General features: G+C 70.7%; 30 protein-coding genes and 1 pseudogene. 12 read left to right on the plus strand and 19 right to left on the minus strand.

Going from position 1 to position 23,322, the window contains the following annotated elements; genetic code table 11:
- Positions 1-5 precede the first annotated feature (5 nt).
- Positions 6-1,667 (plus strand): alpha/beta hydrolase, encoded by a 1,662-nt coding sequence (locus tag ABT147_RS31545; RefSeq protein WP_351412472.1) that lies wholly within the window; start codon positions 6-8, stop codon positions 1,665-1,667.
- A 91-nt stretch (positions 1,668-1,758) separates the two neighbouring features.
- Here ABT147_RS31545 and ABT147_RS31550 read toward each other — a convergent pair whose 3' ends face one another.
- The 3 genes from ABT147_RS31550 to ABT147_RS31560 form a co-directional block, all read right to left on the minus strand.
- Positions 1,759-3,810 carry a hypothetical protein gene (locus tag ABT147_RS31550; protein WP_351412474.1) on the minus strand — a complete coding sequence of 684 codons (2,052 nt, stop codon included), beginning with the start codon at positions 3,808-3,810 and terminating at the stop codon, positions 1,759-1,761.
- A 73-nt stretch (positions 3,811-3,883) separates the two neighbouring features.
- Positions 3,884-4,012, minus strand: coding sequence for a DUF397 domain-containing protein (locus ABT147_RS31555; protein WP_351412533.1), 129 nt, complete (start codon positions 4,010-4,012; stop codon positions 3,884-3,886).
- Positions 3,969-4,910 (minus strand): helix-turn-helix domain-containing protein, encoded by a 942-nt coding sequence (locus ABT147_RS31560; RefSeq protein ID WP_351412476.1) that lies wholly within the window; start codon positions 4,908-4,910, stop codon positions 3,969-3,971. The genes ABT147_RS31555 and ABT147_RS31560 overlap by 44 nt, the downstream gene beginning before the upstream one ends.
- A gap of 121 nt (positions 4,911-5,031) precedes the next feature.
- Between ABT147_RS31560 and ABT147_RS31565 the strand changes: the two genes are divergently transcribed.
- Genes ABT147_RS31565 through ABT147_RS31575 form a run of 3 tightly spaced genes read left to right on the plus strand, consistent with a single transcriptional unit; the run spans position 5,032 to position 5,937 of the window.
- Complete coding sequence (locus tag ABT147_RS31565; RefSeq protein ID WP_351412478.1) at positions 5,032-5,241, plus strand: hypothetical protein; 210 nt, start codon at positions 5,032-5,034, stop codon at positions 5,239-5,241.
- A 2-nt stretch (positions 5,242-5,243) separates the two neighbouring features.
- Positions 5,244-5,675: a DUF7848 domain-containing protein gene (locus tag ABT147_RS31570; protein ID WP_351412479.1), complete on the plus strand. Its 432-nt coding sequence runs from the start codon at positions 5,244-5,246 to the stop codon at positions 5,673-5,675.
- A gap of 52 nt (positions 5,676-5,727) precedes the next feature.
- Positions 5,728-5,937, plus strand: a complete 210-nt coding sequence (locus ABT147_RS31575) for a hypothetical protein (RefSeq protein ID WP_351412481.1) — start codon at positions 5,728-5,730, stop codon at positions 5,935-5,937.
- Here the strand turns inward: ABT147_RS31575 and ABT147_RS31580 are convergent.
- From ABT147_RS31580 to ABT147_RS31645, 14 genes are all read right to left on the minus strand, one after another.
- Positions 5,934-6,326, minus strand: coding sequence for a GntR family transcriptional regulator (locus tag ABT147_RS31580; protein ID WP_351412483.1), 393 nt, complete (start codon positions 6,324-6,326; stop codon positions 5,934-5,936). The genes ABT147_RS31575 and ABT147_RS31580 overlap by 4 nt on opposite strands.
- Positions 6,319-7,125, minus strand: coding sequence for a hypothetical protein (locus ABT147_RS31585; RefSeq protein ID WP_351412485.1), 807 nt, complete (start codon positions 7,123-7,125; stop codon positions 6,319-6,321). Before ABT147_RS31585 ends, ABT147_RS31580 begins: the two co-directional genes overlap by 8 nt.
- Positions 7,126-7,264: 139 nt before the next feature.
- Complete coding sequence (locus ABT147_RS31590; RefSeq protein WP_351412487.1) at positions 7,265-8,239, minus strand: isopenicillin N synthase family dioxygenase; 975 nt, start codon at positions 8,237-8,239, stop codon at positions 7,265-7,267.
- Positions 8,223-8,711: a nucleoside deaminase gene (locus ABT147_RS31595; protein WP_351412489.1), complete on the minus strand. Its 489-nt coding sequence runs from the start codon at positions 8,709-8,711 to the stop codon at positions 8,223-8,225. The genes ABT147_RS31590 and ABT147_RS31595 overlap by 17 nt, the downstream gene beginning before the upstream one ends.
- Positions 8,712-8,759: 48 nt before the next feature.
- Positions 8,760-9,242 (minus strand): gas vesicle protein K, encoded by a 483-nt coding sequence (locus ABT147_RS31600; RefSeq protein WP_351412491.1) that lies wholly within the window; start codon positions 9,240-9,242, stop codon positions 8,760-8,762.
- Positions 9,223-9,558, minus strand: coding sequence for a gas vesicle protein (locus ABT147_RS31605; RefSeq protein ID WP_351412493.1), 336 nt, complete (start codon positions 9,556-9,558; stop codon positions 9,223-9,225). Before ABT147_RS31605 ends, ABT147_RS31600 begins: the two co-directional genes overlap by 20 nt.
- Before the next feature lie 18 nt (positions 9,559-9,576).
- On the minus strand, positions 9,577-10,140 hold the full coding sequence (locus ABT147_RS31610; protein ID WP_351412495.1) for a gas vesicle protein: 564 nt from the start codon (positions 10,138-10,140) through the stop codon (positions 9,577-9,579).
- Positions 10,137-11,321, minus strand: coding sequence for an SRPBCC family protein (locus ABT147_RS31615; protein WP_351412497.1), 1,185 nt, complete (start codon positions 11,319-11,321; stop codon positions 10,137-10,139). The genes ABT147_RS31610 and ABT147_RS31615 overlap by 4 nt, the downstream gene beginning before the upstream one ends.
- Positions 11,314-12,051 carry an ABC transporter substrate-binding protein gene (locus ABT147_RS31620; RefSeq protein WP_351412499.1) on the minus strand — a complete coding sequence of 246 codons (738 nt, stop codon included), beginning with the start codon at positions 12,049-12,051 and terminating at the stop codon, positions 11,314-11,316. The genes ABT147_RS31615 and ABT147_RS31620 overlap by 8 nt, the downstream gene beginning before the upstream one ends.
- Complete coding sequence (locus ABT147_RS31625; RefSeq protein ID WP_351412501.1) at positions 12,048-12,311, minus strand: gas vesicle protein GvpG; 264 nt, start codon at positions 12,309-12,311, stop codon at positions 12,048-12,050. Before ABT147_RS31625 ends, ABT147_RS31620 begins: the two co-directional genes overlap by 4 nt.
- A 52-nt stretch (positions 12,312-12,363) precedes the next feature.
- On the minus strand, positions 12,364-13,077 hold the full coding sequence (locus tag ABT147_RS31630; protein ID WP_351412503.1) for a GvpL/GvpF family gas vesicle protein: 714 nt from the start codon (positions 13,075-13,077) through the stop codon (positions 12,364-12,366).
- 8 nt (positions 13,078-13,085) lie between these two features.
- Positions 13,086-13,544, minus strand: coding sequence for a gas vesicle structural protein GvpA (locus tag ABT147_RS31635; RefSeq protein WP_351412505.1), 459 nt, complete (start codon positions 13,542-13,544; stop codon positions 13,086-13,088).
- A 98-nt stretch (positions 13,545-13,642) separates the two neighbouring features.
- Complete coding sequence (locus ABT147_RS31640) at positions 13,643-13,960, minus strand: gas vesicle protein GvpO (RefSeq protein ID WP_351412535.1); 318 nt, start codon at positions 13,958-13,960, stop codon at positions 13,643-13,645.
- Positions 13,961-14,080: 120 nt separating this feature from the next.
- Positions 14,081-14,842 (minus strand): MerR family transcriptional regulator, encoded by a 762-nt coding sequence (locus ABT147_RS31645; protein ID WP_351412507.1) that lies wholly within the window; start codon positions 14,840-14,842, stop codon positions 14,081-14,083.
- Positions 14,843-14,947: 105 nt separating this feature from the next.
- Here ABT147_RS31645 and ABT147_RS31650 point away from each other — a divergent pair, with 105 nt between their 5' ends.
- Together ABT147_RS31650 and ABT147_RS31655 are read left to right on the plus strand one after the other, a co-directional pair.
- Positions 14,948-15,661: an RNA polymerase sigma factor gene (locus ABT147_RS31650; RefSeq protein WP_351412509.1), complete on the plus strand. Its 714-nt coding sequence runs from the start codon at positions 14,948-14,950 to the stop codon at positions 15,659-15,661.
- The gene (locus ABT147_RS31655; RefSeq protein ID WP_351412511.1) at positions 15,658-16,749 is read left to right on the plus strand and encodes a CU044_5270 family protein; all 1,092 of its coding nucleotides are present in this window, start codon (positions 15,658-15,660) and stop codon (positions 16,747-16,749) included. The genes ABT147_RS31650 and ABT147_RS31655 overlap by 4 nt, the downstream gene beginning before the upstream one ends.
- A 73-nt stretch (positions 16,750-16,822) precedes the next feature.
- Here ABT147_RS31655 and ABT147_RS31660 read toward each other — a convergent pair whose 3' ends face one another.
- On the minus strand, positions 16,823-17,254 hold the full coding sequence (locus tag ABT147_RS31660) for a PLD nuclease N-terminal domain-containing protein (RefSeq protein WP_351412513.1): 432 nt from the start codon (positions 17,252-17,254) through the stop codon (positions 16,823-16,825).
- Between the two features lie 117 nt (positions 17,255-17,371).
- On the opposite strand from ABT147_RS31660, the gene ABT147_RS31665 reads away from it, so the two are divergent.
- Both ABT147_RS31665 and mqnP read left to right on the plus strand, forming a co-directional pair.
- Complete coding sequence (locus ABT147_RS31665) at positions 17,372-18,829, plus strand: menaquinone biosynthesis decarboxylase (RefSeq protein ID WP_351412515.1); 1,458 nt, start codon at positions 17,372-17,374, stop codon at positions 18,827-18,829.
- Positions 18,826-19,728 carry a menaquinone biosynthesis prenyltransferase MqnP gene (gene mqnP, locus ABT147_RS31670; protein ID WP_351412517.1) on the plus strand — a complete coding sequence of 301 codons (903 nt, stop codon included), beginning with the start codon at positions 18,826-18,828 and terminating at the stop codon, positions 19,726-19,728. Before ABT147_RS31665 ends, mqnP begins: the two co-directional genes overlap by 4 nt.
- A 211-nt stretch (positions 19,729-19,939) precedes the next feature.
- Here the strand turns inward: mqnP and ABT147_RS31675 are convergent, their stop codons facing one another.
- Complete coding sequence (locus ABT147_RS31675; RefSeq protein ID WP_351412519.1) at positions 19,940-20,548, minus strand: rhomboid family intramembrane serine protease; 609 nt, start codon at positions 20,546-20,548, stop codon at positions 19,940-19,942.
- Positions 20,549-20,639: 91 nt separating this feature from the next.
- On the opposite strand from ABT147_RS31675, the gene ABT147_RS31680 reads away from it, so the two are divergent.
- The 4 genes and pseudogenes from ABT147_RS31680 to ABT147_RS31695 form a co-directional block, all read left to right on the plus strand.
- Positions 20,640-21,344: a UbiX family flavin prenyltransferase gene (locus ABT147_RS31680; protein WP_351412521.1), complete on the plus strand. Its 705-nt coding sequence runs from the start codon at positions 20,640-20,642 to the stop codon at positions 21,342-21,344.
- 138 nt (positions 21,345-21,482) lie between these two features.
- A complete protein-coding gene (locus tag ABT147_RS31685; protein ID WP_351412523.1) occupies positions 21,483-21,938 on the plus strand; it encodes an Lrp/AsnC family transcriptional regulator in 456 nt (151 codons plus the stop codon).
- A 58-nt stretch (positions 21,939-21,996) separates the two neighbouring features.
- Positions 21,997-23,160 carry an aminofutalosine synthase MqnE gene (gene mqnE / locus ABT147_RS31690; protein ID WP_351412525.1) on the plus strand — a complete coding sequence of 388 codons (1,164 nt, stop codon included), beginning with the start codon at positions 21,997-21,999 and terminating at the stop codon, positions 23,158-23,160.
- 67 nt (positions 23,161-23,227) lie between these two features.
- Positions 23,228-23,322 (plus strand): annotated as a pseudogene (locus tag ABT147_RS31695) (suppressor of fused domain protein); the annotation flags it as partial.

A 23,322-nucleotide genomic window follows, 5' to 3' on the forward strand; every position in this document is an offset into this window, starting at 1 on the left:
ATTTCGTGCGCAGACGACGCCTCGTGCCCTTGTTGGCTGTGAGTGTCACCGCAACGCTGGCTCCCGCACTCGCCACCTCGACGGCCACCGCCGCTCCGGCGTCCTCCCCGTCGGCCGTATCCCGCTCGACCGCCTCCTCGTCGGCCGCCGGGGGCGCGCTGGACCGGTATGTGAAGCAGAAGCCGAAGTGGAAGCGGTGCTCCGCCGACGCGCCGGCGAAGTTGCAGTGCGCCACCATCAAGGTCCCCCTGGACTACCGGGCCCCCGGCGGCAAGCGGATCGACCTGGCCATATCCCGGCTCAAGAGCACCACGCCCGACAAGCGCCACGGTGTCCTGTTCTCCAACCCCGGCGGTCCCGGGGGCTCGGGGCTCTACATGCCGCTGGGGATCCAGGAGTCGCTTCCCAAGGCCGCACAGCGGAAGTACGACCTCATCGGCTTCGACCCGCGCGGTGTGGGACTGAGCAGCCCGGTTTCCTGCGGTCTGAAGGAGGGGGAGGACAACTGGCTGCGGCCCTACAAGAAGGAGACGTTCGCCAAGGATGTCGCCTGGGCACGCGGCGTCGCGAAGAAGTGCGAGAAGAAGGCGGGCGGCACGCTCCGGCACATCACCACGCGCAACACCGCGCGTGACATGGATCTGATCCGGGCGATCCTCGGTGAGAAGAAGATCTCGTACGTGGGTTACTCGTACGGCACCTACCTCGGCGCCGTCTACACCCAGCTCTTCCCGGGCCGGGCCGACCGGTTCGTGCTGGACAGCGCGGTCGAACCGGCGCGCGCCTGGCGAGGGATGATCCAGTGGTGGGCGGAGGGCGCCGAGCCCGCGTTCGACCGGTGGACCGAGTGGGCCGCCGCGCGTTCGGCGAAGTACGGCCTCGGTGACACCCCGAAGAAGGTCGACCGGACCTTCTGGGACCTGGTCGCGCGGGCCGAGAAGAAGCCCATCGATGTGGACGGGCAGCCGACCACCGCCGATGACATCCGGATCGGTATGCGCGGGGCGGTCTTCAGCCCGGAGTTCGCCTCCGAGGTGATGGTGGAGCTGAAGAAGGCCGCGGCCGGCAAGCCCGCCTCCGCGAACAAGCTCGCGGTGTTCGCCGGCTCCGCCGGGACCGGGACGGCACGCGCCGCCGGCGGTGGCGCCGACGTGCCGTCCGACAACTCGATGGCGAGCTTCTGGGCCGTGGTGTGCGGCGACAACTCGGCCGCGTGGTCCCGCGATCCCGAGAGCTACCGCCGGGACGCCATCGCGGACAAGCGCCGTTACCCGCTCTTCGGTGACTTCGCGTCCAGCATCAAGCCCTGTGCGTTCTGGGGCAAGTCCGTGGAACCGGCGACCAAGGTGAACAACAAGGTCGGCTCCCTGGTCGTCCAGAACGAGTGGGACTCGCAGACCCCGCTGCCCAGCGGTCAGGCCCTGCACGCCGACCTGAAGGGCTCGAAGATGGTCACCGTCCGCGGCGGCGAGGGCCACGGTGTCTACCCGAACGGCAACGCCTGCTCGGACGGCGCGGTCAACGGCTACCTGCTCACCGGAAAACTCCCGGCGAAGGACGTGACCTGCGAGGCGACGGCCGGCTCGAACGCGGAGGCACGGAAGAACCAGAAGCAGGACGTGCTTCCCGGTTCTCCGCTCCCGGAGCGTGCCCCGGACCGTTTCTGAGCCTCCCTCGACCCGCATGACCCAGTGAAGACCCAGTGAAGACGGGGCGGACCTCCTGGCGAGGTCCGCCCCGTGGGGGCGAGACCTCCCGTCACCCCACGCGCAGTGGGCGGCCCGCGAGCGCGTCGTCCGGCCAGTCCCTCGACGCCCGCCGCAGGAGGGCGTCGGCGGCCGGGCGGGTGGCGGAGAGCTGTTCCAGGTCCCGGCGCATGCGTGCGGCGACCTCGGGGTCCGGTAGGACGAGGGGATCCGTCAACTGCCACACCGTGTGCAGCAGACGGCGTACGCGTGCGTGAAGGGCCGGGTCCGGGCGGTCGAGTGCCACAGCGCCCCGGTCGTCCGGGGCGTTCGTGCTGTCCGCACGCGGGGCCGATGCGATGAAGGCCAGGGAGTTCAGCCAGGTGCGGGGGTCCGCCTCGCGGAAGGTGTCGCTGAGGTGGGAGACCGCGAAGTCCGGTTCGCCGAGGGCGAGTTCGTGGTGGGCCCGGTGGAGGGGGCGGGCGCTGCCGTAGTGGGCGGCCAGGGTGCGGTGGGCGTCCCGCCAGGTCGGCAGGTTCGGCTGGTCCGGGCGGTCCGGGCGGACTGTTCGAACCAGGCTGTCGGCGGTCCCTTGGCGGAGCCGCAGCAACAGCAGGGTCCGTAGGAAGGTGTCGCCCACGAAGTGGTCGGGGGTGGGCGGGTGACCCTCCGCCGCGAGCCGGTCCTCCAGGGCCCGTACGCCCGACGCGCCGAACCCGGCCGGGAGCCGGGACTCGGCGAGGGCGACCGCCGAGTCGTGGTCGTGGGCGACGGCGAGGACGGCCAGCTCGTCGATGTGCTCCTCGTCCGGGAGCAGGCGGTCCAGCAGCAGTCGGTAGGTGGGGCGTCCGGTGTGGTCGGCGAGCAGCAGGTCGGCCGGCGCGGTGAGTCCACGGGGGAGGTTCCGGCGGGCCGCTTCGACCATGAGCGCGGTGCCGGCGGGATTCCCGCCGGTCAACCGGCGGATGGCGGACGGGAGTCGGGGCGGAAACGGCACCGGCACCGGAAACGGCACCGGTATCGCCACTCGCGCCGGCGTCGGCGCCGCCATCGCCACCGGGATCGGCTGTTCCGCGTCGCAGGCCGTCTCCAGGACCTGCCGCGTCTCGTCGGGTGACAGGGGCGGCAACGGCACCAGCAGGGCGTGCGACGACGGCGTACCGCCCGGTGTCCAGCCATCCGCACGGGTCGCCTCCGGCAGGGTGCGGCGGGCCGCGTTCCGCAGCGCCGGGTGGCCCTGTCCGCGCAGCCCGGCGAAGAACGCCACCTGGTCGGCCCTTCCGTCGGCCCGGTCCCGCAGCACCGACTCCAGCAGCCTCCGCCCCGCCGCCTCCTGCACGTTGTCGAGCAGGATCACCGGCCGCCCCGCCCGCTGCGAGCGCGGTACGACCCCCGCGTGCGCGTCGTCCAGGTCCGCGAGCAGCGCCCGTACGAGGTGGTGTTCGGCGTGGGTTCTGGCGTCGCCGCCCGCCCTGAAGTGCCGGGAGAGGAGGACCAGGCCCAGCTTCGGGTTCCCGGCGGCGTTCGGGTGGTCGCGGTACCAGACGGCGCCCCGGCGCAGCCGGCGGTGCGAGGACGACATCCCCTCGCTGAACGCCTCCAGTGCCGTCTCGATGATCGCCTCGGCCACCGGGCCCTGGTCCGACATCGACGACACCAGCCGGGCCACGGTCTTCCCCACCCACCGCCCCGCCAGCCAGCCGCCCGTGTCGCTCAGCAGCAGGACCCGCTCGGCCTCCGCGCAGATCCTCGACAGTCCGCGATCACCCCAGCCCCCGGCCGCGACGGCGAGCAGCCCGCACGCCAGCCGAGGGAACGTGATCCGCCCGGCCCCGGCCACGGGCTCGCCGAGCTGCTCCGCGATCGCCGACAGCGCCTCGTACGCGGGCGACCAGGTCTCCGGGGGTCGGCCCGGGGGAGGCCGGTCGAACCGGGTCTCCTCGCCGTCGATCAACGCGACGGGAGCACGACCCCGGTACGCCGCCCGCAGCTCCCGCAGAGCCGTGCTCCTGCCGAGGCCCCGGGCGCCGGTCAGCACGATGAAGGGGAGGGCCTCGGAGTGCGCGTACGCCGTGGGTATGCCGAAGAGGGCGTGGGTCTGTGGTGTCGCCGTTGCCGTTGTCATAGCTGCTGTGGTTATCAACAGCTGTGGAGGGAGGGGCAGTTGTTTCGGAGTACGACGAAGGCTGCCCGTTCCCTTACGACTCCGACCGTACAGCGCCTATGAAGGAGAGCCAGGCGGGACGGTTGATGACCAGTACGGGGCCGTGGGGGTTCTTGCTGTCACGGACGGGGACGAGTCCGGGGAAACCGGGGGCTACTTCGATGCAGTTGCCGCCGTTGTCGCCGCTGTGGCTGCTCTTGATCCAGGTCGCCGTGCTCAGCTCGTACCTGTCCATGATGCTCGTACCCCTCCATCACGTCGCTGATCAGGGCGGCGGACTCGCGGGCTGACGGGATGTCGGCCCTGAGCACATCATAGGTACGGCTATAACGGGCGTAAGCCGTCGGTTCGTTGTTGAAGTGGCTGTGGTCCATCGATTCGGAGTAGAGCCACCGTTCGTCGCGCAGCTCGATCAGGGACATGGACTGCCTGGGGCGGAAGATCCCGAAGAGGTCGGCCGGAGCCACCTGGATACGGATGTTGGGGCGCTGCCCGACACTCAGCAGGTGCGCGCACTGGTCGCGCATGATGTCCGGGCTCCCCACCGCAGTGCGGAGACAGCTCTCGTCCAGGACCACGACGTACAGCGGGCCGTCGTCGGACAGGAAGCGTGGCTGGCGGCTCATCCGGGCCCGAACGCGCTCCTCCACCTCATCGCCCGAGGTGGCCCGGGAGAAGAGCGCACGAGCGTAGTCCGCCGTCTGCAACAGACCCGGGACGACTCGCTCTTGGTACTCCCGCAGTCCGACCGCCACCGCCTCCATCTCGACCCGGCGCTCGAACCAGTCCGGATGCTGGACGGCCGGATACCAGTCGACCTTCCCCCACACCCGGGCCAACACCCCACCCGTCTCCAACACTTCATCGCACCGCTTCGCCAACTGCTCACTGGGAACCCTCGTGCCCGCCTCCACCTTCGCCACCTGCGAGCGGTCGCACGGGATCTTCTTCGCCAGCGCCTCCTGTGTCAGCAGCGCAGCCTCGCGGTAGTGCCGCAGCACCTCGCCGAACAGCACCGAACTCCCGGCTCCACCGGCCCCTTCCGCGTTCCGCCTCGTCATGACGTCCCCCTTGTGCTGTCCGTGGCAGAGGCCCAGTGCCACACGTACCCCGTTGATTGCGACCGTTCCCCTGGGCAACGCTGTGTACACCCAGAGTGACAGACACGGCTGTGGAGTGCGCGTGGAACCAGAAGGGCAGCTTGTCTACGACCCGCGAACGCGGCGCGTGGGCGAGTACCGGGACAAGATCGGGCCGTACGCGATGCTGCGCCCGGTCGGTGGCGGCCGGGAGTGGGAGGCGGATCCGGAGACGCTGCGGCCGGCGACCGCGGCGGAGCGGCTCGCGGCGCAGGTGAGAGCGGTCAACCGCCGTACGAAGAGGAGGGTGTGAGCGTGCGTCAGCGAGACGACGCCGACCTCGGTCGGCCACCTGTTCCGGTGCCCGGGTGTACCGCGTGCGCCGAACTGGCCGTACGGCGGGACGAGGCGCGGGCCCGCTACGACCGCAGCGCGGAGACCGACGCGAACGTACTGCTGCGTCACCATCAGCGACGGGAGCACACCGTCGGGGCCGCCCGCCCGCGCCGCGTGTTCCGGTACGTGCCGTACGTCATCGCGCAGGACGCGACGGCGGAACCGGAGTACGAGGCGCGGTGTGTGTCGGGCGACGAGACGGAGTGCGGCGCGGAGTCGGGCGTACGCAGTGATCCGGCGGCGGTGGAGGAGTGGCAGCGCAGGCACACGCAGGAGACCCGGCATCTGCGCTATCGCCGCTGTTTCGGGGACTACTCGGTGCTGGAACCGCTGGAGGAGGTCCCGTCGTGAGGGTGGCCGTATCGGCCCTTGCCCCCACCGGTCGGTTCGACAGAATGATCGTATGGCGAACGGCGGGGATGGCGAGGGCAGTGCGGGCGGCGCGGACGACGGGGCGTCGCCCATCGGCATCGGGTTTACGGTGGGCACGTTGATCGGTATCGCGGTCGGGGTCGCGTTGGGGGTGGCCGTCTTCGACAACCTGGCGATCGGCATGGTGCTCGGCAGCGGCGCGGGCGGCGTCCTCGGCATCGCCTTCCGGAGGCGGGCCTAGGGCCGGGGTCGGTCCGGCCCCAGTGCCTCGCGGACGGCGGTCAGGACGGCCTCGGTGTCGGCGCCCAGCGCGCGGGCCGACGAGGTGAAGTCGCGGGCCAGGGTGGCGAGTTGGGCGGCGTACGGGCGGGCCGGGCCGGTCGGGGGCGCCGCGACCCGGGTGCCCGCGCCCCGGCGGGTGCGGATCAGCCCGGCGGCCTCCAGCTCGCGGTAGGCGCGGGCCACGGTGCCCGGCGCCAGCCCGAGGTCCGTGGCCAACTGGCGCACGGTCGGCAGCCGTTCGCCCTCGGCCAGCCGGCCGGTGACGATCAGCGCCCCGAGTTGCGCGCGGATCTGCTCGTACGGCGGTACCTGGCTGGTGGTGTCGACGCGGACGGCGGCCTCACTCATCGTCGGGGGCCCCGTCCTCGTCCGCCGCCTCGTCCTCGACCGCGCGGGGTGCCACCACGGTGACCAGGGACCAGGCGACGGTGAACACGTTCAGCAGGGCCAGCGGGTAGAACACCCAGAAGGTGAGCGCGCCCAGCACACCGGCGCAGCCCGTCTCCGTCAGCGAGACGGAGATCATCAGGACGGCGTACAGATGCTGGCTCGACACCAGCAGGCCCCAGGCCCCGGTGACCGCCCATGCCCGGTCCCGGCGCTGCTGCGCCTCGCCCGGGCCGTGGGCGATGCGGCGCAGGGCCCAGACGCAGGTGGGGGTGGCTATGGCGAGCGCGCCGAACATCGGGAGGCTGTAGTACAGGCCGGGCCAGGGGCCGAGGGTCGCGCGCATCCCGTTGCAGGTGACGGCGACGACCTTGCCGGTGCTCAGGATCCGGTCGGGATCGACGGAGGCCGTGGCCGCCGCGATCACCAGCAGGACGACGAGGGAGACCCCCTGAACGACGATCAGGGGGCCCATGTGCGGTGGCACATGGTCTCTGACCAGGCGCGGGGCGAGACTCGCGGTGCGTACCGCGTCCTGCGGGCGCAGGGTCAGGGCGTCGGCGAGCAGGACACCGGCCACCGCGCACAGACCGAAGGCCGTGATGCAGAACACCACGCGCTGCTCGAACTCGACGTGCCCCAGGGTGGACAGCGCCTGCGCGATCACGAGACCGATGGCCAGACCCGACCAGCGGGCGTAGTGGTCGGCGTGGTCGAGGAGCCGGCGCTGCAGTGGAGCGGTGTCGGCGGAGTCGAGCATGGGAGATCCCCCCGGATCATCTTGTATCAGGCGGTGAGTACAAGATGCCGTGAGCCGGATCTTGTGTCAAACGCTCGATACAAGGTGACGCGGGGGAAGACGGGTTTCGGAGCCAAGGGGGTCCAGGGGGTCCAGGGGGTCAGTCGACGGTGATCGAGTCCAGCTGCGCCCGCAGATACGCGTGCGAGTCCACCGGCGGATGCGCCACCCGCCCGACCGGCGCGGGCACGGACTCCACGATCGTGCCCGGGGTGCACTCGCCGAAGTAGACCAGTGACATCAGCTCCTCGGCGGGCTCGTCGGCCGGGGGCGGCAGCACCCGGTGGCGTCCCGAACGCCAGCGGTCGCCGGTCCAACGCGCCATCAGATCACCGATGTTGATGGTGAAGGCGTCCGGGTCGTACGGGGCGTCCTCCCAGCCGCCCTCGTCCGTGTACACCTGGAGCCCGCCCTTCCCCGCCTGCCGGTCGAGGATCGTGACCGTGCCGAAGTCGGTGTGCGGGCCGATCCGGAACTGGCCTGGCACCGGGTCGCCGATGACCTCCGTGCCCGGATACCAGTTGATGTTGAAGCCGTAGGTGGGGTGGCTCATGTGCCGGGAGAAGAAGTTGGGCTCCAGGCCCAGGGCCTCGCCGAGAAGGGAGAGGAGCAGGTTCTCCAGCTCGCCCATCCGCGTCAGGTACTCCTCGCAGAGCGTCCGCAGCTCCGGCACCTGGGCCGGCCACACGTTCGGCGCGTACCACTCCGCGTTCACGACCGGGTCGTCGAACGGCTCGTGCGTCGCGAACGTCAGCGACTCCTTGAGGTCAGGCGGGGTCTCCGTACCCTCCGCGTACCCGTTCGCCTCGGCCCCCGGTCCGAGCCACCCGCGCCCGCCGACCTTCACCTCGTACGCCTGCTTGGCCTCGACGGGCAGCAGGAAGAAGGTCCGCGCGGCCTCCCGGATACGGGTGCGCAGGGCCGGATCCACACCGTGGCCGGTGACGAGGAGGAAACCGGCGGTCTGGAGCGCCTCGTCGACGGTACGGGCGATCCGGGCGCGGATCTCGGGGCCGCCGTCGCGCCAGGGACGCAGATCGATGGTGGGGATGCGGGGCCTACTCGCCGATGGCACTGACGTCGTCGATGTCACCGATGTCCTCGTTCCATAGAGCCGGGTTGTGTTCGATGAAGGCGCGCATCAGGGACACGCACTCCGGGTCGTCCAGCAGCACGATCTCCACACCGTGCCCGGCGAGCCAGTCGTGCCCGCCGTGGAAGGTCGTGGCCTCCCCGACCACCACCCGCGAGATCCCGAACTGCCGCACCAGCCCCGAGCAGTACCAGCACGGCGACAGCGTCGTCACCATCGTCGTACCCCGGTACGACCGCTGCCGTCCCGCCGCGCGGAACGCTGCCGTCTCCGCGTGCGTGGAGGGGTCGTCGTCCTGGACACGGCGGTTGTGGCCCCGCCCGAGCAGCCTGCCGTCCGGACCGTAGAGCGCGGCCCCGATGGGGATGCCGCCCTCGGCGAGCCCGGCCCGCGCCTCCGCGACGGCGGTGGCGAGCCATGCGCGTGCGCGCGTCTGATCCAGGACTACATCCATGACGACACTCTGCCCGAGAAGCACCCGGATCACGTGTGTGGCGCCCGATCAGGGGGGTGGGAGGAGGGTGCCCAGGGGGCCGAGGTCGAGATTGAGGTCGTCCAGGGTGAGGCCGTAGCGGTCGCAGAGTTCGGTCATCCGGTCGTGCAGGACCATCAGGGTCATGCCGAGACGCTCCTCCTGCTCCTCGGTGAGGCCGCCGTGGTCGACGCGGTGGAGGGCCTGCCGTTCCATCAGCTGGCGGAGCAGTTCGACGATGGTGAGCACCAGCCGGACGAGGTCCCGCTCGACCGTGTCGGGATCGGTCCGCAGCCGGCGCGCCACGGCTCCCGTCCCGTCCCGCCCGGGCGGCGGGGCGACCTCCTCCGGCCGGGCCGGCAGCAGGGAGAACGCACGGGTCGCGGCTTGGGACACCTCGCGGAGGCGGTCGGTGTGGGGGCCGCCGTCGGGACGGGGACGGCTGGTACGGGGGCCGCCGTCGGGACGGGGACGGTCGGGGTGGGGGCCGCCGTCAGGCCGGGGGGTTGTCATGGGCGGGGCCTCCTTCCACGGGTGTCCGTTCGGGTTCCGGGGGCGTGGGCCCGAGTTCCGGGGCCGTGCGCTCGGGCAGTGACAGTGACCACTGCTCGTCCATCCCCTCGCGGACGGCGACGATCACCGCGCGCAGGGAGACCCGCACCAGGTCGATGTCCGCGACGCTCAGGACGAGGTCGCCGGTGAGGACGACACCGCCGCTGAGGAGCCGGTCGAGCAGGTCGATCAGGGCGACCTGCCGTCCGCTGATGGGGCGGTCGTAGTCGCCGTCGCCGTAGGCGTAGTCGCGGTGGTCGTCGCCGTACGTGCTCATCGTCGGCCGGGGGCCTCCTCAGCTTCGCTCCTCGTCGTCCTCGACAACCTCGCTGTCCTCGACGACCTCGGCGTCCACCACCGGCTTGCGCCGCTTGCGTCGGGGCTCCGCCGCACGGGGTTCCGCTCTACGGGGCTCCGCTCTACGGGCCTCCGTACGGCTTTCCGTATGGCTCACCTTGCGGCGCTCGGCCGATCTGGCGGGGCGGCTCGCGGGCAGCTCGGGCAGGGCCTCCTCGACGCGTTCGCGCAGCTCCTTCACCTCGGCGCGCAGGCGCTCGTTCTCGTCGGCGAGGGAGCGCCGGCCGTCGGAGCGGGACGCGCGGGAGGACAGGGCGGGGTCGTGCTCCCACCAGTCGATGCCGATCTCCTTGGCCTTGTCGACCGAGGCCACCAGGAGGCGCAGTTTGATGGTGAGCAGCTCGATGTCGAGCAGGTTGATCTTGATGTCGCCGACGATGACGATGCCCTTGTCGAGCACCCGTTCAAGGATGTCGGCGAGGTTGGCGCTGGAGCCCTGGCCACCGCCGTACGGGGAGGGGCTCCGCGACGGTGAGGGAACGGGGGAGGAGGACTGGGTCACGGCTCACTCGACCTTCTCGACGACCTCGACCTCGACGCCGTTGCCTTCTCCCGGTCCTCGTCCTCGTCCTCGACCTCGTCCTCGTCCTCGTACGCGGCTTCCTCGTCCTCGGGCTCCTCGTCCTCGTACTCGTCCGCCGCCTCGTCGTCCGCCTCGTCGTCCTCCTCCTCTTCCTCCCATTCGCCTTCCTCGTCGTCGGCCTCGCGGCCGGACTCAGCCTCGGCCTCGGGTTCGTCGTCCTCGTCGTACAGGATCTCCGCGTCCTCGACGTCCTCCGCGTCCTCCGCGTCCTCCGCCTCGTCCCGTCCCTCCCGTTCCTCGTCGTCCTCCTCCGGTTCCTGGACCTCTCCTTCGCGGATCTCTCCGCGCCAGCCGCCGGTGGCCTCGCCGCGCGTCATGACGAACGTGCGGTAGAGCTTGAGGTCGAGGCGGACGCGGCGGCCCTGGGCCCGGAACAGGCCTCCCACCTTCTCGAAGAGCCCCTGGGGGAAGTACTCCAGGACGAGCAGCACCTTGGTGAGGTTCTCGCCCAGCGGGTGGAAGGTGACGACGCCCCTGGTGGTGCCCTTCTCGCCCTCGGACGTCCAGACGATGCGCTCGTCGGGCACCTGTTCGGTGATGGTGCCGCGCCAGTGCCGGTTCGACTTGGCGACCTTGACGTGCCACTGCGTGGTGACGTCGTCCTTCTGCTCGACGCCGACGACGCCCTTGGCGAACCGTTCGAACTCCTGGAACTGTGTCCACTGGTTGTACGCCTCGCGCACCGGCACACCCACGTCGATGTCCTCGATGATGGCGAAGCCCTTGCCGCTGCCGCCCGAGGGGTCCTTGCCCTTCCCCTTGCCGACGGCGTCCTTCGCCTTGTCCGTGACGTCCTTGGCCTTGTCGGTGACGGCGTCCTTCGCCTTGCCCGTGGCGCCCTTCGCCTTGTCGACCAGCGCGTCCTTGGCGTGGGACGCGGTCGATGTCAGCGACCCCGCGTTCATGTCGGTCAGCTTGCGGGCGCCGTCGCCCAGGCCTTGGCCCACGTTCTCGAGCATCAGTGACAGCCGGGTCTCGATGTAGTCCTCCAGCTCTTCCTTCAGCCGGTTCGTGCCGCCGTTCTGACCGGCCTCCTCACGGGTCTCGCTGAGGGTGCCGGCCCCCGCCGACCCGCCTTTCGCCGTTCTGCCCTCAGCCATCGTCCTGCCTCCTCGACCGTGTGCCGGTGCCGCTCTTGGCGCGGCTCGGGGCGGCGGTCTTCTTCTTCGGGCGCGGTTCGCTCTTGCGGGCCGTCGACCCACCGCGCGGTGCCGCCGTCGAGCGTCCGCCGCCGCGGCGCGTCGTGGTGCTTTGGCCGGCCGGCTTCTTGGCGGGGCTCTTCCGACGCGCTCCGGCCTTCGCCTTCGCCTTTTCCTTCTCCTCCGCTTCGGCCTTCTCCTCGTCCTCGCCTTCGTCCTTGTCTTCTTCCTTGTCCTCGTCCTCGTCCTCTTCTTCCTTGTCCTCCTCGGCTGCTTCGTCGGCCGCTTCCTCGTCCTCGGCCGCTTCGTCGGGTTCGGCTTCGTCGGCTTCCTCGGCCTGGTCCTTCTCCTCGCCCTCGCCCTCGTCCAGGTCTTCGTCCTCGTCCGGCTCGTCGTGCCCCTCGGCCCGCTCCCGCAGGCCCGCGGTGCGTTCGTGCAGGGTGCCGGCCAGGCTGTCGGCCTTCGCCGTCATCACGGAGGTCGCCGCGGCCTTGCCCGCGTCCATCAGCTCGGTGCGCACCTTCTCCGTGATGTTCCCGAGGAACGGGGCGTCGAGCGCCTTGCCCAGTTGGCCGGGCCTGACCTGGGATCCGGCCAGCAGCGCGCCGAGGCCGAGGGCGAGCTTGGCCTTCTTCGTCCGCCCCAGCAGATAACCGCCGAGGACGGCCGCGCCGATCGTGGCGTTGTTCATGACTGTGTCTCCCTCTGCTGCTGGAGCCGGTAGGCGCTGATCTCCTCCAGGCGATGCAGCAACTCCTCCTCGCGCCGCGCGAACTCCTCCTCGTCGACCTGCCCCTCGGTCCGCGCCTGCTCCAGCTTCACCAGTTCCTCCTGGATGGGGCCCGGGTCGTAGTACTCGTCCTCGGCGGCCTGCCGCACTTTGTCGACCACCCATCCGACGCCCCGCACGGGGGCGATCGGCAACGTCAGAATGGTCCCGATCAGTCCCACCACACCGCCTCCTCAGGGGTCATGCGCATCGGTGGTCGTACGCCATCGGTGGTCAGACGAAGCTGTACGGGGGCAGCGGGCCGCGCAGCCGCAGCTCCACCCCCTCTCCCAGCGCCTCGGCCAGCTCTCCGCCGGCGTCGGCGAACTCCTCGGCCCGTTCGCCCTCCACCAGGAACGAGGCGTTCACGAAGTACTGCTGGGACGGCGGGGAGACCTGCTCGGCCAGGACGTACGGCCGGAGCGCGGCGAGGGCCTGCTCGCCCAGCGCCTCCTGCCGGACCTGCACCTCCTGGGCCACGAGTTCGCCGAGGGCGAGACGGTCCTCGTACGTCCCGCCGCCCTCGCGGATCGCCTCGTTCAGCTCACGGGCCTGCGGGGAGTCCGTCAGGATCGCGCGCAGGAGGGTGTCCTCGTCCTGGAGGCCCTTGACGTTGAACTCCGCGCGCCCGGTCAGCTCGTCGAGACGCAGGGAGAACGCCTCGGCCCGCTCCTGGAGCAGTGCTTCCACGGCGGCCTCGTCCGGGGCGACGAACCCGAAGCTCAACGGCAGGATGGCGCCGTCGGCCCACAGCTCTTCCTGGACCTCGTGGTGCGCCTCGACGTCCCGGCGGCTGACCGACAGGTCCTCGGGGGACTCGCTGACGACGGCGCTCAGGTCGCCGCTGCTGACGGCGCGCAGCTCGGCGGGTTCCTCGCCGACGCCCTTGACGTCGTCCAGGTCCAGCGGATGCGCCGCCTTGGTGATCGCGTAGACGTACACGGCCATCGGCTCGCTCACTCCTCACGTGCTCGGGAGGAACGGCGGCTCGTGCTGCTGCTCCGCTCGGAGCGCACGCGCTGTTTCTCTCGCCCGGACTCGCGGTCGTCGTCCCCGCGTCCCTTCTCGAGCGAATCGGTGACGGCCTCGACCGCACCGGTGAGCGCTCCCTTGCTCTTGCCCCGGGCGCCCGACTCGGTGGCGTCCCCGACGATGTCCGTCAGCTTCGAGGGGGCCTTGCTGCCCGATTCCAGGTCCAGCCGGTTGCACGCCTCGGCGAAGCGCAGATACGTGTCGACGCTGGCCACCACGACCCGGGCGTCGATCTTCAGGATCTCGATGCCCACCAGGGAGACCCGTACGAACGCGTCGATGACCAGCCCCCGGTCGAGGACGAGTTCCAGCACGTCGTAGAGGTTTCCCGAGCCACCACCACCGGCGGCGGCGCCGCCCCCGCTCTGCGGCACCACAGTCACGATCTCTTCCCTTCCGATGCGGGAAGCCGTATGTCAGGGGCTGCGAGCCCTGGCTCAGACGGCGTTGCCGACTTCTCGGCGGCCGTGGCCGCGTCGGCTCAGCGGTCGACCTGCGCGCGCGTGTACCGGCGTCCGCGCTCGTACGCCAGCAGCTTGCCCGCGGGATCCAGAGCGACCCGGTAGCCGGCCATCACACTGGTCGTCTGCGGGATGCGCTCCAGCTCCAGGACCTCGACCTGGGCCTCCCAGCCCTCGTCGGTCGGCTTCAGCGCGGAAACGGACTCGGGAGCACGGCCCAGCAACTCGGTGAGCTGCTCGATCGCGCTCCGCATGGCCTCGGGCGCGGAAACGCGTTCCTCGGCGGCCTCACGCCGCGACGAAGAAGGACGCTTCTCGGACTCGCGGCCGTTCGTCATCATCACCTTCTTCCCCTTTGTCCATCATCGACCTCAGGTGCTGCATATGCCACTCCTGACGTCGGGCTCCTGGTCAGGGGTGGCTCCTGCTCAGGGGTGGGGAGTTCGCCGGTCCGCCGGTCACCCCTGCGCGGCGTCAGGTGTCAGATACGTGTGCAGATGGCCCGCGCCCTCCAGCATCGCCGCCGTGCGGGCCGTCAGCGTGGTGTGGCGGGTGGTGACCGCGGTGTGCAGGGCCTCGGTGCTGCCCTCGTTGCGGAGGGATTCGAGGACGGGGCGGACGTCGTCGAGGAGGTAGTGGTTGCGGCGCAGGGCGAGGACGAAGCGGGCGTCGCGCACCTCCTCGGGGGTGTAGTGGCGGTAGCCGGTGCCGGGTTCGCGGCGGGGGGAGAGGAGACCGGCGGCCTCCCAGACGCGGAGCGTCGAGGTGCGGACACCGAGCAGCGCCGCGACCTCGCCGATCAGCAGGTCGGTGTCGGGCACGTCGTCCTCGGGCGGCTCCCCGGCCAGCGTCTCCAGCGCCGCGCTCGTCGCCCGCAACGACACACGCTCCGTGTGCAGCGCCGCGTGCGCCGCGTCCACCAGCGCCAACGCCCCCGGTACGTCCCCCTCGTGCACGGTCCGCATGATCCGCGTCGCCGCCACCGCCCCGTACCCCTTCGACAGCGCCCGGTACGTCAGCAGCGCCCGCCGGTGCGCGTCCCCGAAGACCCGGTACCCCGAGCCCGTACGCGGCACGGGCGGCAGCACCCCGGCCTCCTCGTAGTTGCGGATCTGCTGGGTGGAGACACCGCAGAGGCGGGCGAGGTCGACGGGGCGCAGGCGGGTGGTGGGTGCGGTGGGTGCGACGGGTGGGGTGGAGGGTTGTCCGGGCCGGTGCATCGGGTGAAGGGTAGGACGATTCCAGAACGCAGGAGGAGGCTCCTGAGGGCTCCTGATGTGACCGGGGACACAGGGACGGCCCGGGCCGTCCGGACAGGGGAGGGTGTGGAACCTTCTCTGCGAACCCGCGTACGAACAGGTGATCCGGAGGCGTTCAGCAGACTCTTCCGGGAGCACGCGCAGGCCGTGTACGGCCACGCCGCACGGCTGACCGCCGACCGGAACACGGCGGAGGACGTGGTCTCGCTGACCTTCCTGGAGGCGTGGCGACTGCGCGAGCGGCTGCTGCCGGACGCCGAGGTGCCGGACGCCGGGGTGGCGGACACCGGCGACGGCGGTCTGCGCGCCTGGCTGTTCGGCATCGCCACCAACGTGCTGCGCAACACCCGCCGCACCGCCCGGCGGCACGGCGCCGCCCTCGCCCGGCTCCCGGAACGCCCCACCGATCGCGCGACCGTGCCCGACTTCGCCGACGAACTGGTCGGCCGTCTGGACGACGCCGACCGGCTCGCGGCAGCCCACGCGGCCCTCGCCAAGCTCCGCCGGCGTGAGCGCGAGGTGTTCGCGCTCTGCGTCTGGTCGGGGCTGAGCTACGCGGCCGCCGCCGAGGCCCTGGACGTACCCGTCAGCACCGTACGGTCACGGCTGGCCCGCGCCCGGCAGCGTCTGCGCGGCCTCGCGGAGGCGGAACTCGCGCGGCAGCCCGTACGGAGCGAAAGAACGAGACCCCTCCCCGGCGGCGGACAGATACCTGTCGGCCGCACCGAGGCGGTCGGGCCGGCACCGGCGCAGGCAGAGGCACAGGAGAGACAGCGATGAATCCCGTGGAACGAGAAGAACTGGCACGGCTGCTGCCCAGCCCGGGCGACCCGCTCCTGTCGGACGACCGGCTGGCGCGGCTGGAGGACCACCTCCGGCAGGAGATCACCGGCGAGGCCACGGTACGGATCACCGGGGCGCGGACGCCGGGGGAGCGCGCGGCCGCGGGCCGTCCGTCCCGTTCGCGCCGCCGGTTCGTCCTGGTCGCGATGCCGCTCGGCGTGGCCGCCGCGGTTCTCGCGACGGTGATCGCGACCGGCGCGATCGGGCGGGGGCCGACCGCCGAGGAGGAGGCGGCCGGCCTCCTGAAGCGCATCGCCTCGGCCGCGACGGCCGGGGAGGCCACGCCCGTACGCGAGGACCAGTACCTCTACATCAGGACCCAGGGCACGATGACGGACCCGGGGACCGCGATGGAGGACGTGGTCGAGAACGCGGAGAGCGCGGAGAGCGCGAAGAGCACGGAGAACACGGAGAACACGAAGTCCGCGGCGGGCAAGGCGGGCGAGACGGGCAAGGCGGGTGCGGAGAAGGAGTATCCGTACCGGCGGACCGACTGGATCGCCGCCGACGGGGAGCGGGACGGGCTCGCCCGGACCACATGGCCCGAGGGGCAGCCGATCCCGGAGGGGCTCCCGGACGGGGCCCTCAAGAAGCGGATGCAGGCGACGACCGAGGACATGACGCTCTCGGCGGACCCGGAACACAGCTTCTACCACCGGCTGCGGGCGCTGCCCACGAACCCCGACAAGCTGTACGACAAGGTGTGGGCCGAGACCGGCGGCCAGGGCCCGACCCATGAGGAGGCCGCGCTGGAGTACATCACCACCATGCTCGACGGGGCACAACTGCTGCCCGAGCTGAACGGCGCGCTCTTCCGCGTCGCCGCCATGGTCCCGGGGGTGCGGGTCGTCGAGGCGGCGAAGGACGCCGCCGGGCGCGAGGGCGTCGGCCTGGCCTTCGGCGAGGGCGACGACCGTGCCGTGTGGGTCTTCGACCGGGAGAGCCTGAAGTACCTGGGTTCGGAGCGTCAGGCCCTGCTGGAGGTCGGGGTGGTCGACAAGGTGGGGGACACGCCGAAGGACTGAGCGCGCTCCCGCGTACGTGTCCACGCCTCCGCGTGTACACCTCCGCGTGTACGCCTCCGTGTACGCGCCCGCGTCAGCCCTGGCCTCCGTCCTTCTTGCCGTCGCCTTGGTCCCCGTTGTCCGGCTTGTTCGGCCGGTCCTCCTCCTGCCGCTTCAGCTCCTCCTCGCGGCGGCGGAGGTCGGCCTCCCAGCTCTTGAGGAGGGACTCGTCCTTCTTGTTGTCCTCGGCGAGGGACTTCAGGAACTCGGGGTTGTCGTCGGGGGCGACGTACTCCGTGCGGTGGTTGCGGTGCCACTCGGAGGGGGTGCGGCCGCCCGCGGGGGCGTTGCGCAGCTTGCCGGCGGCGAGCCAGGCGATGGGGCCGACGATCCAGAAGAGCAGGATGATGAAGACCCAGGCGATCTTCGGCAGGTGCTTCGCCTCGTCCTCGGGCGTGTTGAGGCAGTCGATGAACGCGTAGATCGTCAGCGCCAGCGGCACGAGGTACAGCAACACCCTGAGCATGGAACAGCCCCCTGGAAGCGGCGGTGGGCCCGTGTACCGGCCCCCGGACGTGACGGCGGGACCGTGCGCCGGGCCCCGTGACGGGGTCAGGGTAGCCCCTCGGGGATACTTGACCCCATGGCTTACGACGATCTTCGCTCCCTGCTCCGCGCACTGGAGCGCGAGGGCGATCTCAAGCGCATCAAGGCCGAAGTCGACCCCTACCTGGAGGTCGGGGAGATCGTCGACCGGGTCAACAAGGCCGGCGGCCCCGCCCTGCTCTTCGAGAACGTGAAGGGCTCCTCGATGCCCCTCGCGATGAACGTCTTCGGCACGGACCGCCGCCTGCTGAAGGCCCTCGGCCTCAAGTCGTACGGCGAGATCAGCGAGAAGATCGGCGGTCTGCTCAAACCCGAGCTGCCGCAGGGCTTCGTGGGCGTGCGCGAGGCGTTCGGCAAGCTCGGCGCGATGACCCATGTCCCGCCGAAGAAGGTGAAGCCGGACAGCGCCCCCGTCCAGGAGGTCGTCCTCCAGGGCGACGACGTGGACCTGGACCGGCTCCCGGCCCTCTTCACCTGGCCGAAGGACGGCGGCTCCTTCTTCAACCTCGGGCTCACCCACACCAAGCACCCCGAGACCGGCGTACGCAACCTCGGCCTCTACCGCCTCCAGCGCCACGACAAGCGCACCATCGGTATGCACTGGCAGATCCACAAGGACAGCCGCAACCACTACCAGGTGGCCGCCAGGCGCGGCGAACGCCTCCCGGTCGCCATCGCCTTCGGCTGCCCGCCCGCCGTGACGTACGCCTCGACCGCCCCGCTCCCCGGCGACATCGACGAGTACCTGTTCGCCGGGTTCGTCTCGGGCAAGCGGATCGAGATGGTCGACTGCAAGACGGTGCCGCTGCAGGTGCCGGCGCAGGCGGAGGTGGTGATCGAGGGCTGGCTGGAGCCCGGAGAGACGCTCCCCGAGGGCCCGTTCGGCGACCACACCGGCTTCTACACCCCGCAGGAACCGTTCCCCGCACTGAAGATCGACTGTGTGACGATGCGGAAGCGGCCGCTGCTCCAGTCGATCGTGGTGGGGCGGCCCCCGACGGAGGACGGCCCGCTGGGCCGGGCGACGGAGCGTTTCTTCTTGCCGTTGCTGAAGATCATCGTCCCGGACATCGTGGACTACCACCTCCCCGAGGCGGGCGGCTTCCACAACTGCGCGATCATCTCGATCGACAAGAAGTACCCCAAGCACGCGCAGAAGGTCATGCACGCGATCTGGGGCGCCCACATGATGTCCCTGACCAAGCTGATCGTGGTCGTCGACTCCGACTGCGACGTCCACGACCTGCACGAGGTCGCGTGGCGGGCGCTCGGCAACACGGACTACGCCCGCGACCTCTCGATCGTCGAGGGCCCGGTGGACCATCTCGACCACGCCTCCTACCAGCAGTTCTGGGGCGGCAAGGCGGGCATCGACGCCACGAAGAAGTGGATCGAGGAGGGGTACACGCGGGACGGGGGGTGGCCGGACATGGTCGAGTCCGACCCGGCGACTGCGGCGCTCGTCGACCGCCGCTGGAAGGAGTACGGCCTGTGACCAGCGCGTCGGCGGCCATTCCGCAACCGGGCCGCACGAAGGCCTTCCTCCGGCTGGTGATGATCGAGCACTCGGTCTTCGCGCTGCCCTTCGCCTACATCGCCGCGCTCACCGCGATGTTCCGGCTGGACGGCAACGTCCACTGGGTGCGGCTGCTGCTGGTCACCATCTGCATGGTAGGGCTGCGGACGTTCGCGATGGCGGTCAACCGGATCATCGACCGCGAGATCGATGCCCGTAACCCGCGTACGGCGCAGCGTGAGCTGGTGACCGGGGCGATGTCGGTCCGCCATGCCTGGACCGGTGCGCTGATCGCGGTCGTGATCTTCCTCGGCTCGGCGGCGCTGCTGAACCCGCTGTGTCTGGCCCTGGCCCCCGTCGCGGTGATCCCGATGGTGGTCTACCCCTACGGCAAGCGGTTCACGAACTACCCGCAGGCGATCCTGGGCCTCGCCCAGGCGATGGGGCCGGTGGGCGGCTGGCTGGCGATCACGGGGGAATGGTCCTGGGAGGCGGTCGTCCTCGGTCTGGCGGTCGGCATCTGGATCGGCGGCTTCGATCTGATCTACGCCTGCCAGGACGTCGACTCCGACCGTGAGTCCGGTGTGCTGTCGGTGCCGGCGCGGTTCGGGATCCCGGCGGCGGTCTGGGCGGCGCGGGGGTGTCACGCCGTGACGACCCTGCTGTTCGTCTGGTACGCGGTGATGACGGGGGCGGGGGCGTTTCTGTGGCTGGGGCTGGCGGTCGTGGCGGGGGCGTTCGTGTACGAGCACACGATCGTGCGTCCGCATGACCTGTCCCGTCTGAACCGGGCCTTCTTCTCCGTCAACGGCTTCATCGGCATCGCGCTGTTCGCGTGCGCGCTGCTGGATCTGGTGGTGCGGGGGCTTACGTTCTAGCGGCGGCTTCGAGCTCGGGGGGTTCTGTGGGCTGCCGGGTGCGGGTGCGTCGTGGTTGCCCGCGCAGTTCCCCGCGCCCCTAGAAGCAACGGCCCCTGCGGGCCGTTGAAAAAGCACGGGGCGCAGCCCCTGCTTCTTCAGGGGCGCGGGGAACTGCGCGACCAGCCCCCACCGGAGCCGCACTCGCCGACGAACCGAATCCCCCGGACTCTCAGGCGGCAGGCTTCCGGCGGAACAGGACCGCCGCCACAACCCCCGTCACCAGCCCGATCAGATGCCCCTGCCAGCTGATGCCGGTCTCGGTGGGGGCGATGCCCCCGAGGATCGAGCCGCCCCAGACCGCGGCGACGAGGACCCCCACCGCGACCCCCAGCAACCGCCGCTCGACGAACCCGCTGACGACCAGGAATCCGAAGAGCCCGAAGACGACACCGGACGCCCCCGCCGTGTTGGTGTTGTCCGGGGATATCAGCCAGACCCCCAGCCCGTCCGCGACGATGATCAGCGCGCACACGGCGAGGAACCGGCGCAACCCCCCGAGCGCCGAGAGGAACCCCAGCACCAGCAACGGCACACTGTTCGCCGCCACATGACCGAACCCGAAGTGGATGAAGGACGCCGGTACGACATCGACCAGCTCGGGCACCGACCGCGGCACGATCCCGAAGTCGTCCAGCGCGTGACCGGTCGCCACATCGATCACTTCGAGCAGCCACAGCAGCGCCACCCAGCCCACCATCAGCTTGGCCGCGGCCCTCACCCGGTCCCCGCGCGACCACTCCCGCTCCGGACTCAGCGCCCCACGTACTCCACCAGCCATGTCGAACCCCCGACTCAACTCGTCCCCTCCGGGAAACGGCCGTGCCCCCTTGACCGGTTCCCGCCCCGCGCCGCCGGATAGGCTCGGTGTCGTGAACCCAGTCAAGCCAGGAGAGACGCCGCGTACGCCTTGGATCGTAGGGGTGTCCGGCGCATCCGGCACCCCATACGCCGCGGCGGTGCTGCGCGCGCTCCTCGCCGCCGGCGAGCGCGTCGACCTCGTGGTGTCCCGGGCCTCGCGGCTGACCCTGCTGGACGAGACGGGAATCTCCTTCCGGGACGCCCACTGGCGCGACGACCTGCGCGAATGGCTGTCCCGAGGCGCCGACGGCAAACCGGGCACGTTCGACGTGGACGTCGAGGGCGACCGCGTACGGCACTGGAGCGCCGGCGACCTGGCCGCCGGACCGTCCTCGGGCTCGTACCCCGTCAAGGGGATGCTGATCGTCCCCGCGTCGACGGCGTGCGTCGCGGGCGTCGCCCTGGGGCTCAGCAAGGACCTGCTCCAACGGGCCGCGAGCGTGACCCTCAAGGAACGGCGGCGCCTGGTCGTCGCCGTACGCGAGACCCCGTTGAACGGGCAGACCCTGCGGCACCTGGTGACCCTGGACGAGGCGGGCGCGACCGTACTGCCCGCGTCCCCGGCGTTCTACGCGGGGGCCACGCACATCCAGGACCTGGTGGACTTCGTCGCCGGACGGGCGCTGGACGCGGTGGGCGTCCCGCACACCCTGTACCGGCGCTGGGAGGGCGAGGTGGGCGGGGCACGCGCTTCCGATACGACCACGGCCGACTGAGCCGTACGCGCACGCTCCGCCCCGCACCACTCTCATCGCACCCCGCTCACCTCACTGATCACGCATCACTCACTCAATCTGTCACTCACTCAATCTGTCACTCACAACGCAACTCTTCAGCGGAAGGCAACCGATCGCATGGACGCGGTGGACAGGCAGCTCATCCAGGCCCTGAGGGAGAACGGCCGGGCCTCCTACGCGGAGCTGGGGCGCCTCGTCGGTCTGTCGGGACCCAGTGTCACGGACCGCATCAACCGGCTGGAGACGGCCGGGGTCATCACCGGCTATCGCGCCACCGTCAACGCGGCCTCCCTCGGCCTCGGTGTGACCGCGCTCATCGGCATCTCCCTCTCCGACGCCGTCGACCACGAGGAGGTGGCGCAGCGGCTACGGGACCTGGCGGAGATCGAGGACTGCTGGTTCATCGCGGGCGACGACTCGTACATGCTCAAGGTGCGCGCCCCCGACGTGGACGGTCTGGAGAAGACCATCCGCCGGCTCTCCGGCACGAAGGGCGTCTCCCGGACGCGTACGACGATCGTGCTCTCCACGAAGTGGGAGAACCGGGTGGGTGAGCTGCCGGAGGAGGAGTAGAGGCGGGGGCGTACGGTTGGGGAAGTCTGTGAGCGGTCGGTCGGTGAAAGGTGTGGGCATGGACGTCGGGCTCAAGCGCGAGCTGGAGGAGAAGGTCCGTTCCGGTGAGCGGCTGACCCGCGAGGACGGCATCGCGCTGTACGAGTCGGACGACCTGGCCTGGCTGGGCGGTCTGGCGCACGAGGTGCGGACGCGGAAGAACGGTGACGTCGTCCACTTCAACGTCAACCGCCACCTCAACATGACCAACGTGTGCACCGCCTCCTGCGCGTACTGCTCCTTCCAGCGCAAGCCGGGGGAGAAGGACGCGTACACGATGCGGATCGAGGAGGCGGTGAAGCTCGCCAAGGCGATGGAGGGCGAGAACCTCACCGAGCTGCACATCGTCAACGGCCTGCACCCGAACCTCCCGTGGCGCTACTACCCGCGCTCACTGAAGGAGCTGAAGGCCGCCCTCCCGAACGTCTCGTTGAAGGCCTTCACGGCCACGGAGATCCACCACTTCGAGACAATCAGCGGCCTCTCGGCGTCCGAGATCCTGGACGAGCTGATCGAAGCGGGTCTGGAGTCCCTGACGGGTGGCGGCGCGGAGATCTTCGACTGGGAGGTCCGGCAGCACATCGTCGACCACCGCACCCACTGGGAGGACTGGTCGAGGATCCACCGCCTGGCGCACGAGAAGGGTCTCAAGACCCCCTGCACCATGCTCTACGGCCACATCGAGGAGCCGAAGCACCGGGTGGACCACGTCCTCCGCCTGCGTGAGCTCCAGGACGAGACCGGTGGCTTCCAGGTCTTCATCCCGCTCCGCTACCAGCACGACTTCGTGGACATGAAGGACGGCAAGGTACGCAACCGCCTTCAGTCCCGGACCCAGATGGCGACCGGCGCGGAGGCGCTGAAGACCTTCGCGGTCTCCCGCCTCCTCTTCGACAACGTCCCCCACGTCAAGGTCTTCTGGGTCATGCACGGCGTGCAGACCGCCCAACTGGCCCTCCAGCACGGCGCCGACGACATGGACGGCTCGGTCGTCGAGTACAAGATCACCCACGATGCCGACAACTACGGCACGCCGAACAAACTGACCCGCGAGGACCTGCTGGACCTCATCCGCGACGCCGGCTTCCGCCCGGTGGAACGCAACACGAGGTACGAGATCATCCGCGAATACCCCGGCCCGGACCCGGCCCGCCGGGAATCCCCCCAGCCGATGAGGGTCTGATCCGGCCGGTCGGTCGACTGCGGGTGGATGGGGGCGGGCCGCGCAGTTCCCCGCGCCCCTGAAGGGCCGCAACGAGGCCGCCTGGAAGCGGGAGCACGGCGCCCAGGCCCTCCAGGAGCGCTGGCTCACCCACGGGACGGATCTCCGCGACCCGGTCCGCAA

Origin of the sequence: Streptomyces sp. NPDC001868, assembly GCF_040297125.1 — a bacterium.
Classification (GTDB): domain Bacteria; phylum Actinomycetota; class Actinomycetes; order Streptomycetales; family Streptomycetaceae; genus Streptomyces.

Excerpts from the sequence above, each read along its gene's own strand:
- ABT147_RS31560 (WP_351412476.1), bottom strand. The coding sequence starts at position 4,910 with ATGACGAGGCGGAACGCGGAAGGGGCCGGTGGAGCCGGGAGTTCGGTG.
- ABT147_RS31605 (WP_351412493.1), bottom strand. The coding sequence starts at position 9,558 with ATGAGCACGTACGGCGACGACCACCGCGACTACGCCTACGGCGACGGC.
- mqnE (WP_351412525.1), top strand. The coding sequence starts at position 21,997 with ATGGACGTCGGGCTCAAGCGCGAGCTGGAGGAGAAGGTCCGTTCCGGT.
- ABT147_RS31620 (WP_351412499.1), bottom strand. The coding sequence starts at position 12,051 with ATGAACAACGCCACGATCGGCGCGGCCGTCCTCGGCGGTTATCTGCTG.
- ABT147_RS31585 (WP_351412485.1), bottom strand. The coding sequence starts at position 7,125 with ATGCTCGACTCCGCCGACACCGCTCCACTGCAGCGCCGGCTCCTCGAC.
- ABT147_RS31575 (WP_351412481.1), top strand. The coding sequence starts at position 5,728 with ATGGCGAACGGCGGGGATGGCGAGGGCAGTGCGGGCGGCGCGGACGAC.
- ABT147_RS31645 (WP_351412507.1), bottom strand. The coding sequence starts at position 14,842 with ATGCACCGGCCCGGACAACCCTCCACCCCACCCGTCGCACCCACCGCA.
- ABT147_RS31580 (WP_351412483.1), bottom strand. The coding sequence starts at position 6,326 with ATGAGTGAGGCCGCCGTCCGCGTCGACACCACCAGCCAGGTACCGCCG.
- ABT147_RS31675 (WP_351412519.1), bottom strand. The coding sequence starts at position 20,548 with ATGGCTGGTGGAGTACGTGGGGCGCTGAGTCCGGAGCGGGAGTGGTCG.
- ABT147_RS31685 (WP_351412523.1), top strand. The coding sequence starts at position 21,483 with ATGGACGCGGTGGACAGGCAGCTCATCCAGGCCCTGAGGGAGAACGGC.
- ABT147_RS31660 (WP_351412513.1), bottom strand. The coding sequence starts at position 17,254 with ATGCTCAGGGTGTTGCTGTACCTCGTGCCGCTGGCGCTGACGATCTAC.
- ABT147_RS31600 (WP_351412491.1), bottom strand. The coding sequence starts at position 9,242 with ATGACAACCCCCCGGCCTGACGGCGGCCCCCACCCCGACCGTCCCCGT.
- ABT147_RS31550 (WP_351412474.1), bottom strand. The coding sequence starts at position 3,810 with ATGACAACGGCAACGGCGACACCACAGACCCACGCCCTCTTCGGCATA.
- ABT147_RS31665 (WP_351412515.1), top strand. The coding sequence starts at position 17,372 with ATGGCTTACGACGATCTTCGCTCCCTGCTCCGCGCACTGGAGCGCGAG.
- ABT147_RS31630 (WP_351412503.1), bottom strand. The coding sequence starts at position 13,077 with ATGGCCGTGTACGTCTACGCGATCACCAAGGCGGCGCATCCGCTGGAC.
- ABT147_RS31655 (WP_351412511.1), top strand. The coding sequence starts at position 15,658 with ATGAATCCCGTGGAACGAGAAGAACTGGCACGGCTGCTGCCCAGCCCG.
- ABT147_RS31595 (WP_351412489.1), bottom strand. The coding sequence starts at position 8,711 with ATGGATGTAGTCCTGGATCAGACGCGCGCACGCGCATGGCTCGCCACC.
- ABT147_RS31640 (WP_351412535.1), bottom strand. The coding sequence starts at position 13,960 with ATGACGAACGGCCGCGAGTCCGAGAAGCGTCCTTCTTCGTCGCGGCGT.
- ABT147_RS31615 (WP_351412497.1), bottom strand. The coding sequence starts at position 11,321 with ATGGCTGAGGGCAGAACGGCGAAAGGCGGGTCGGCGGGGGCCGGCACC.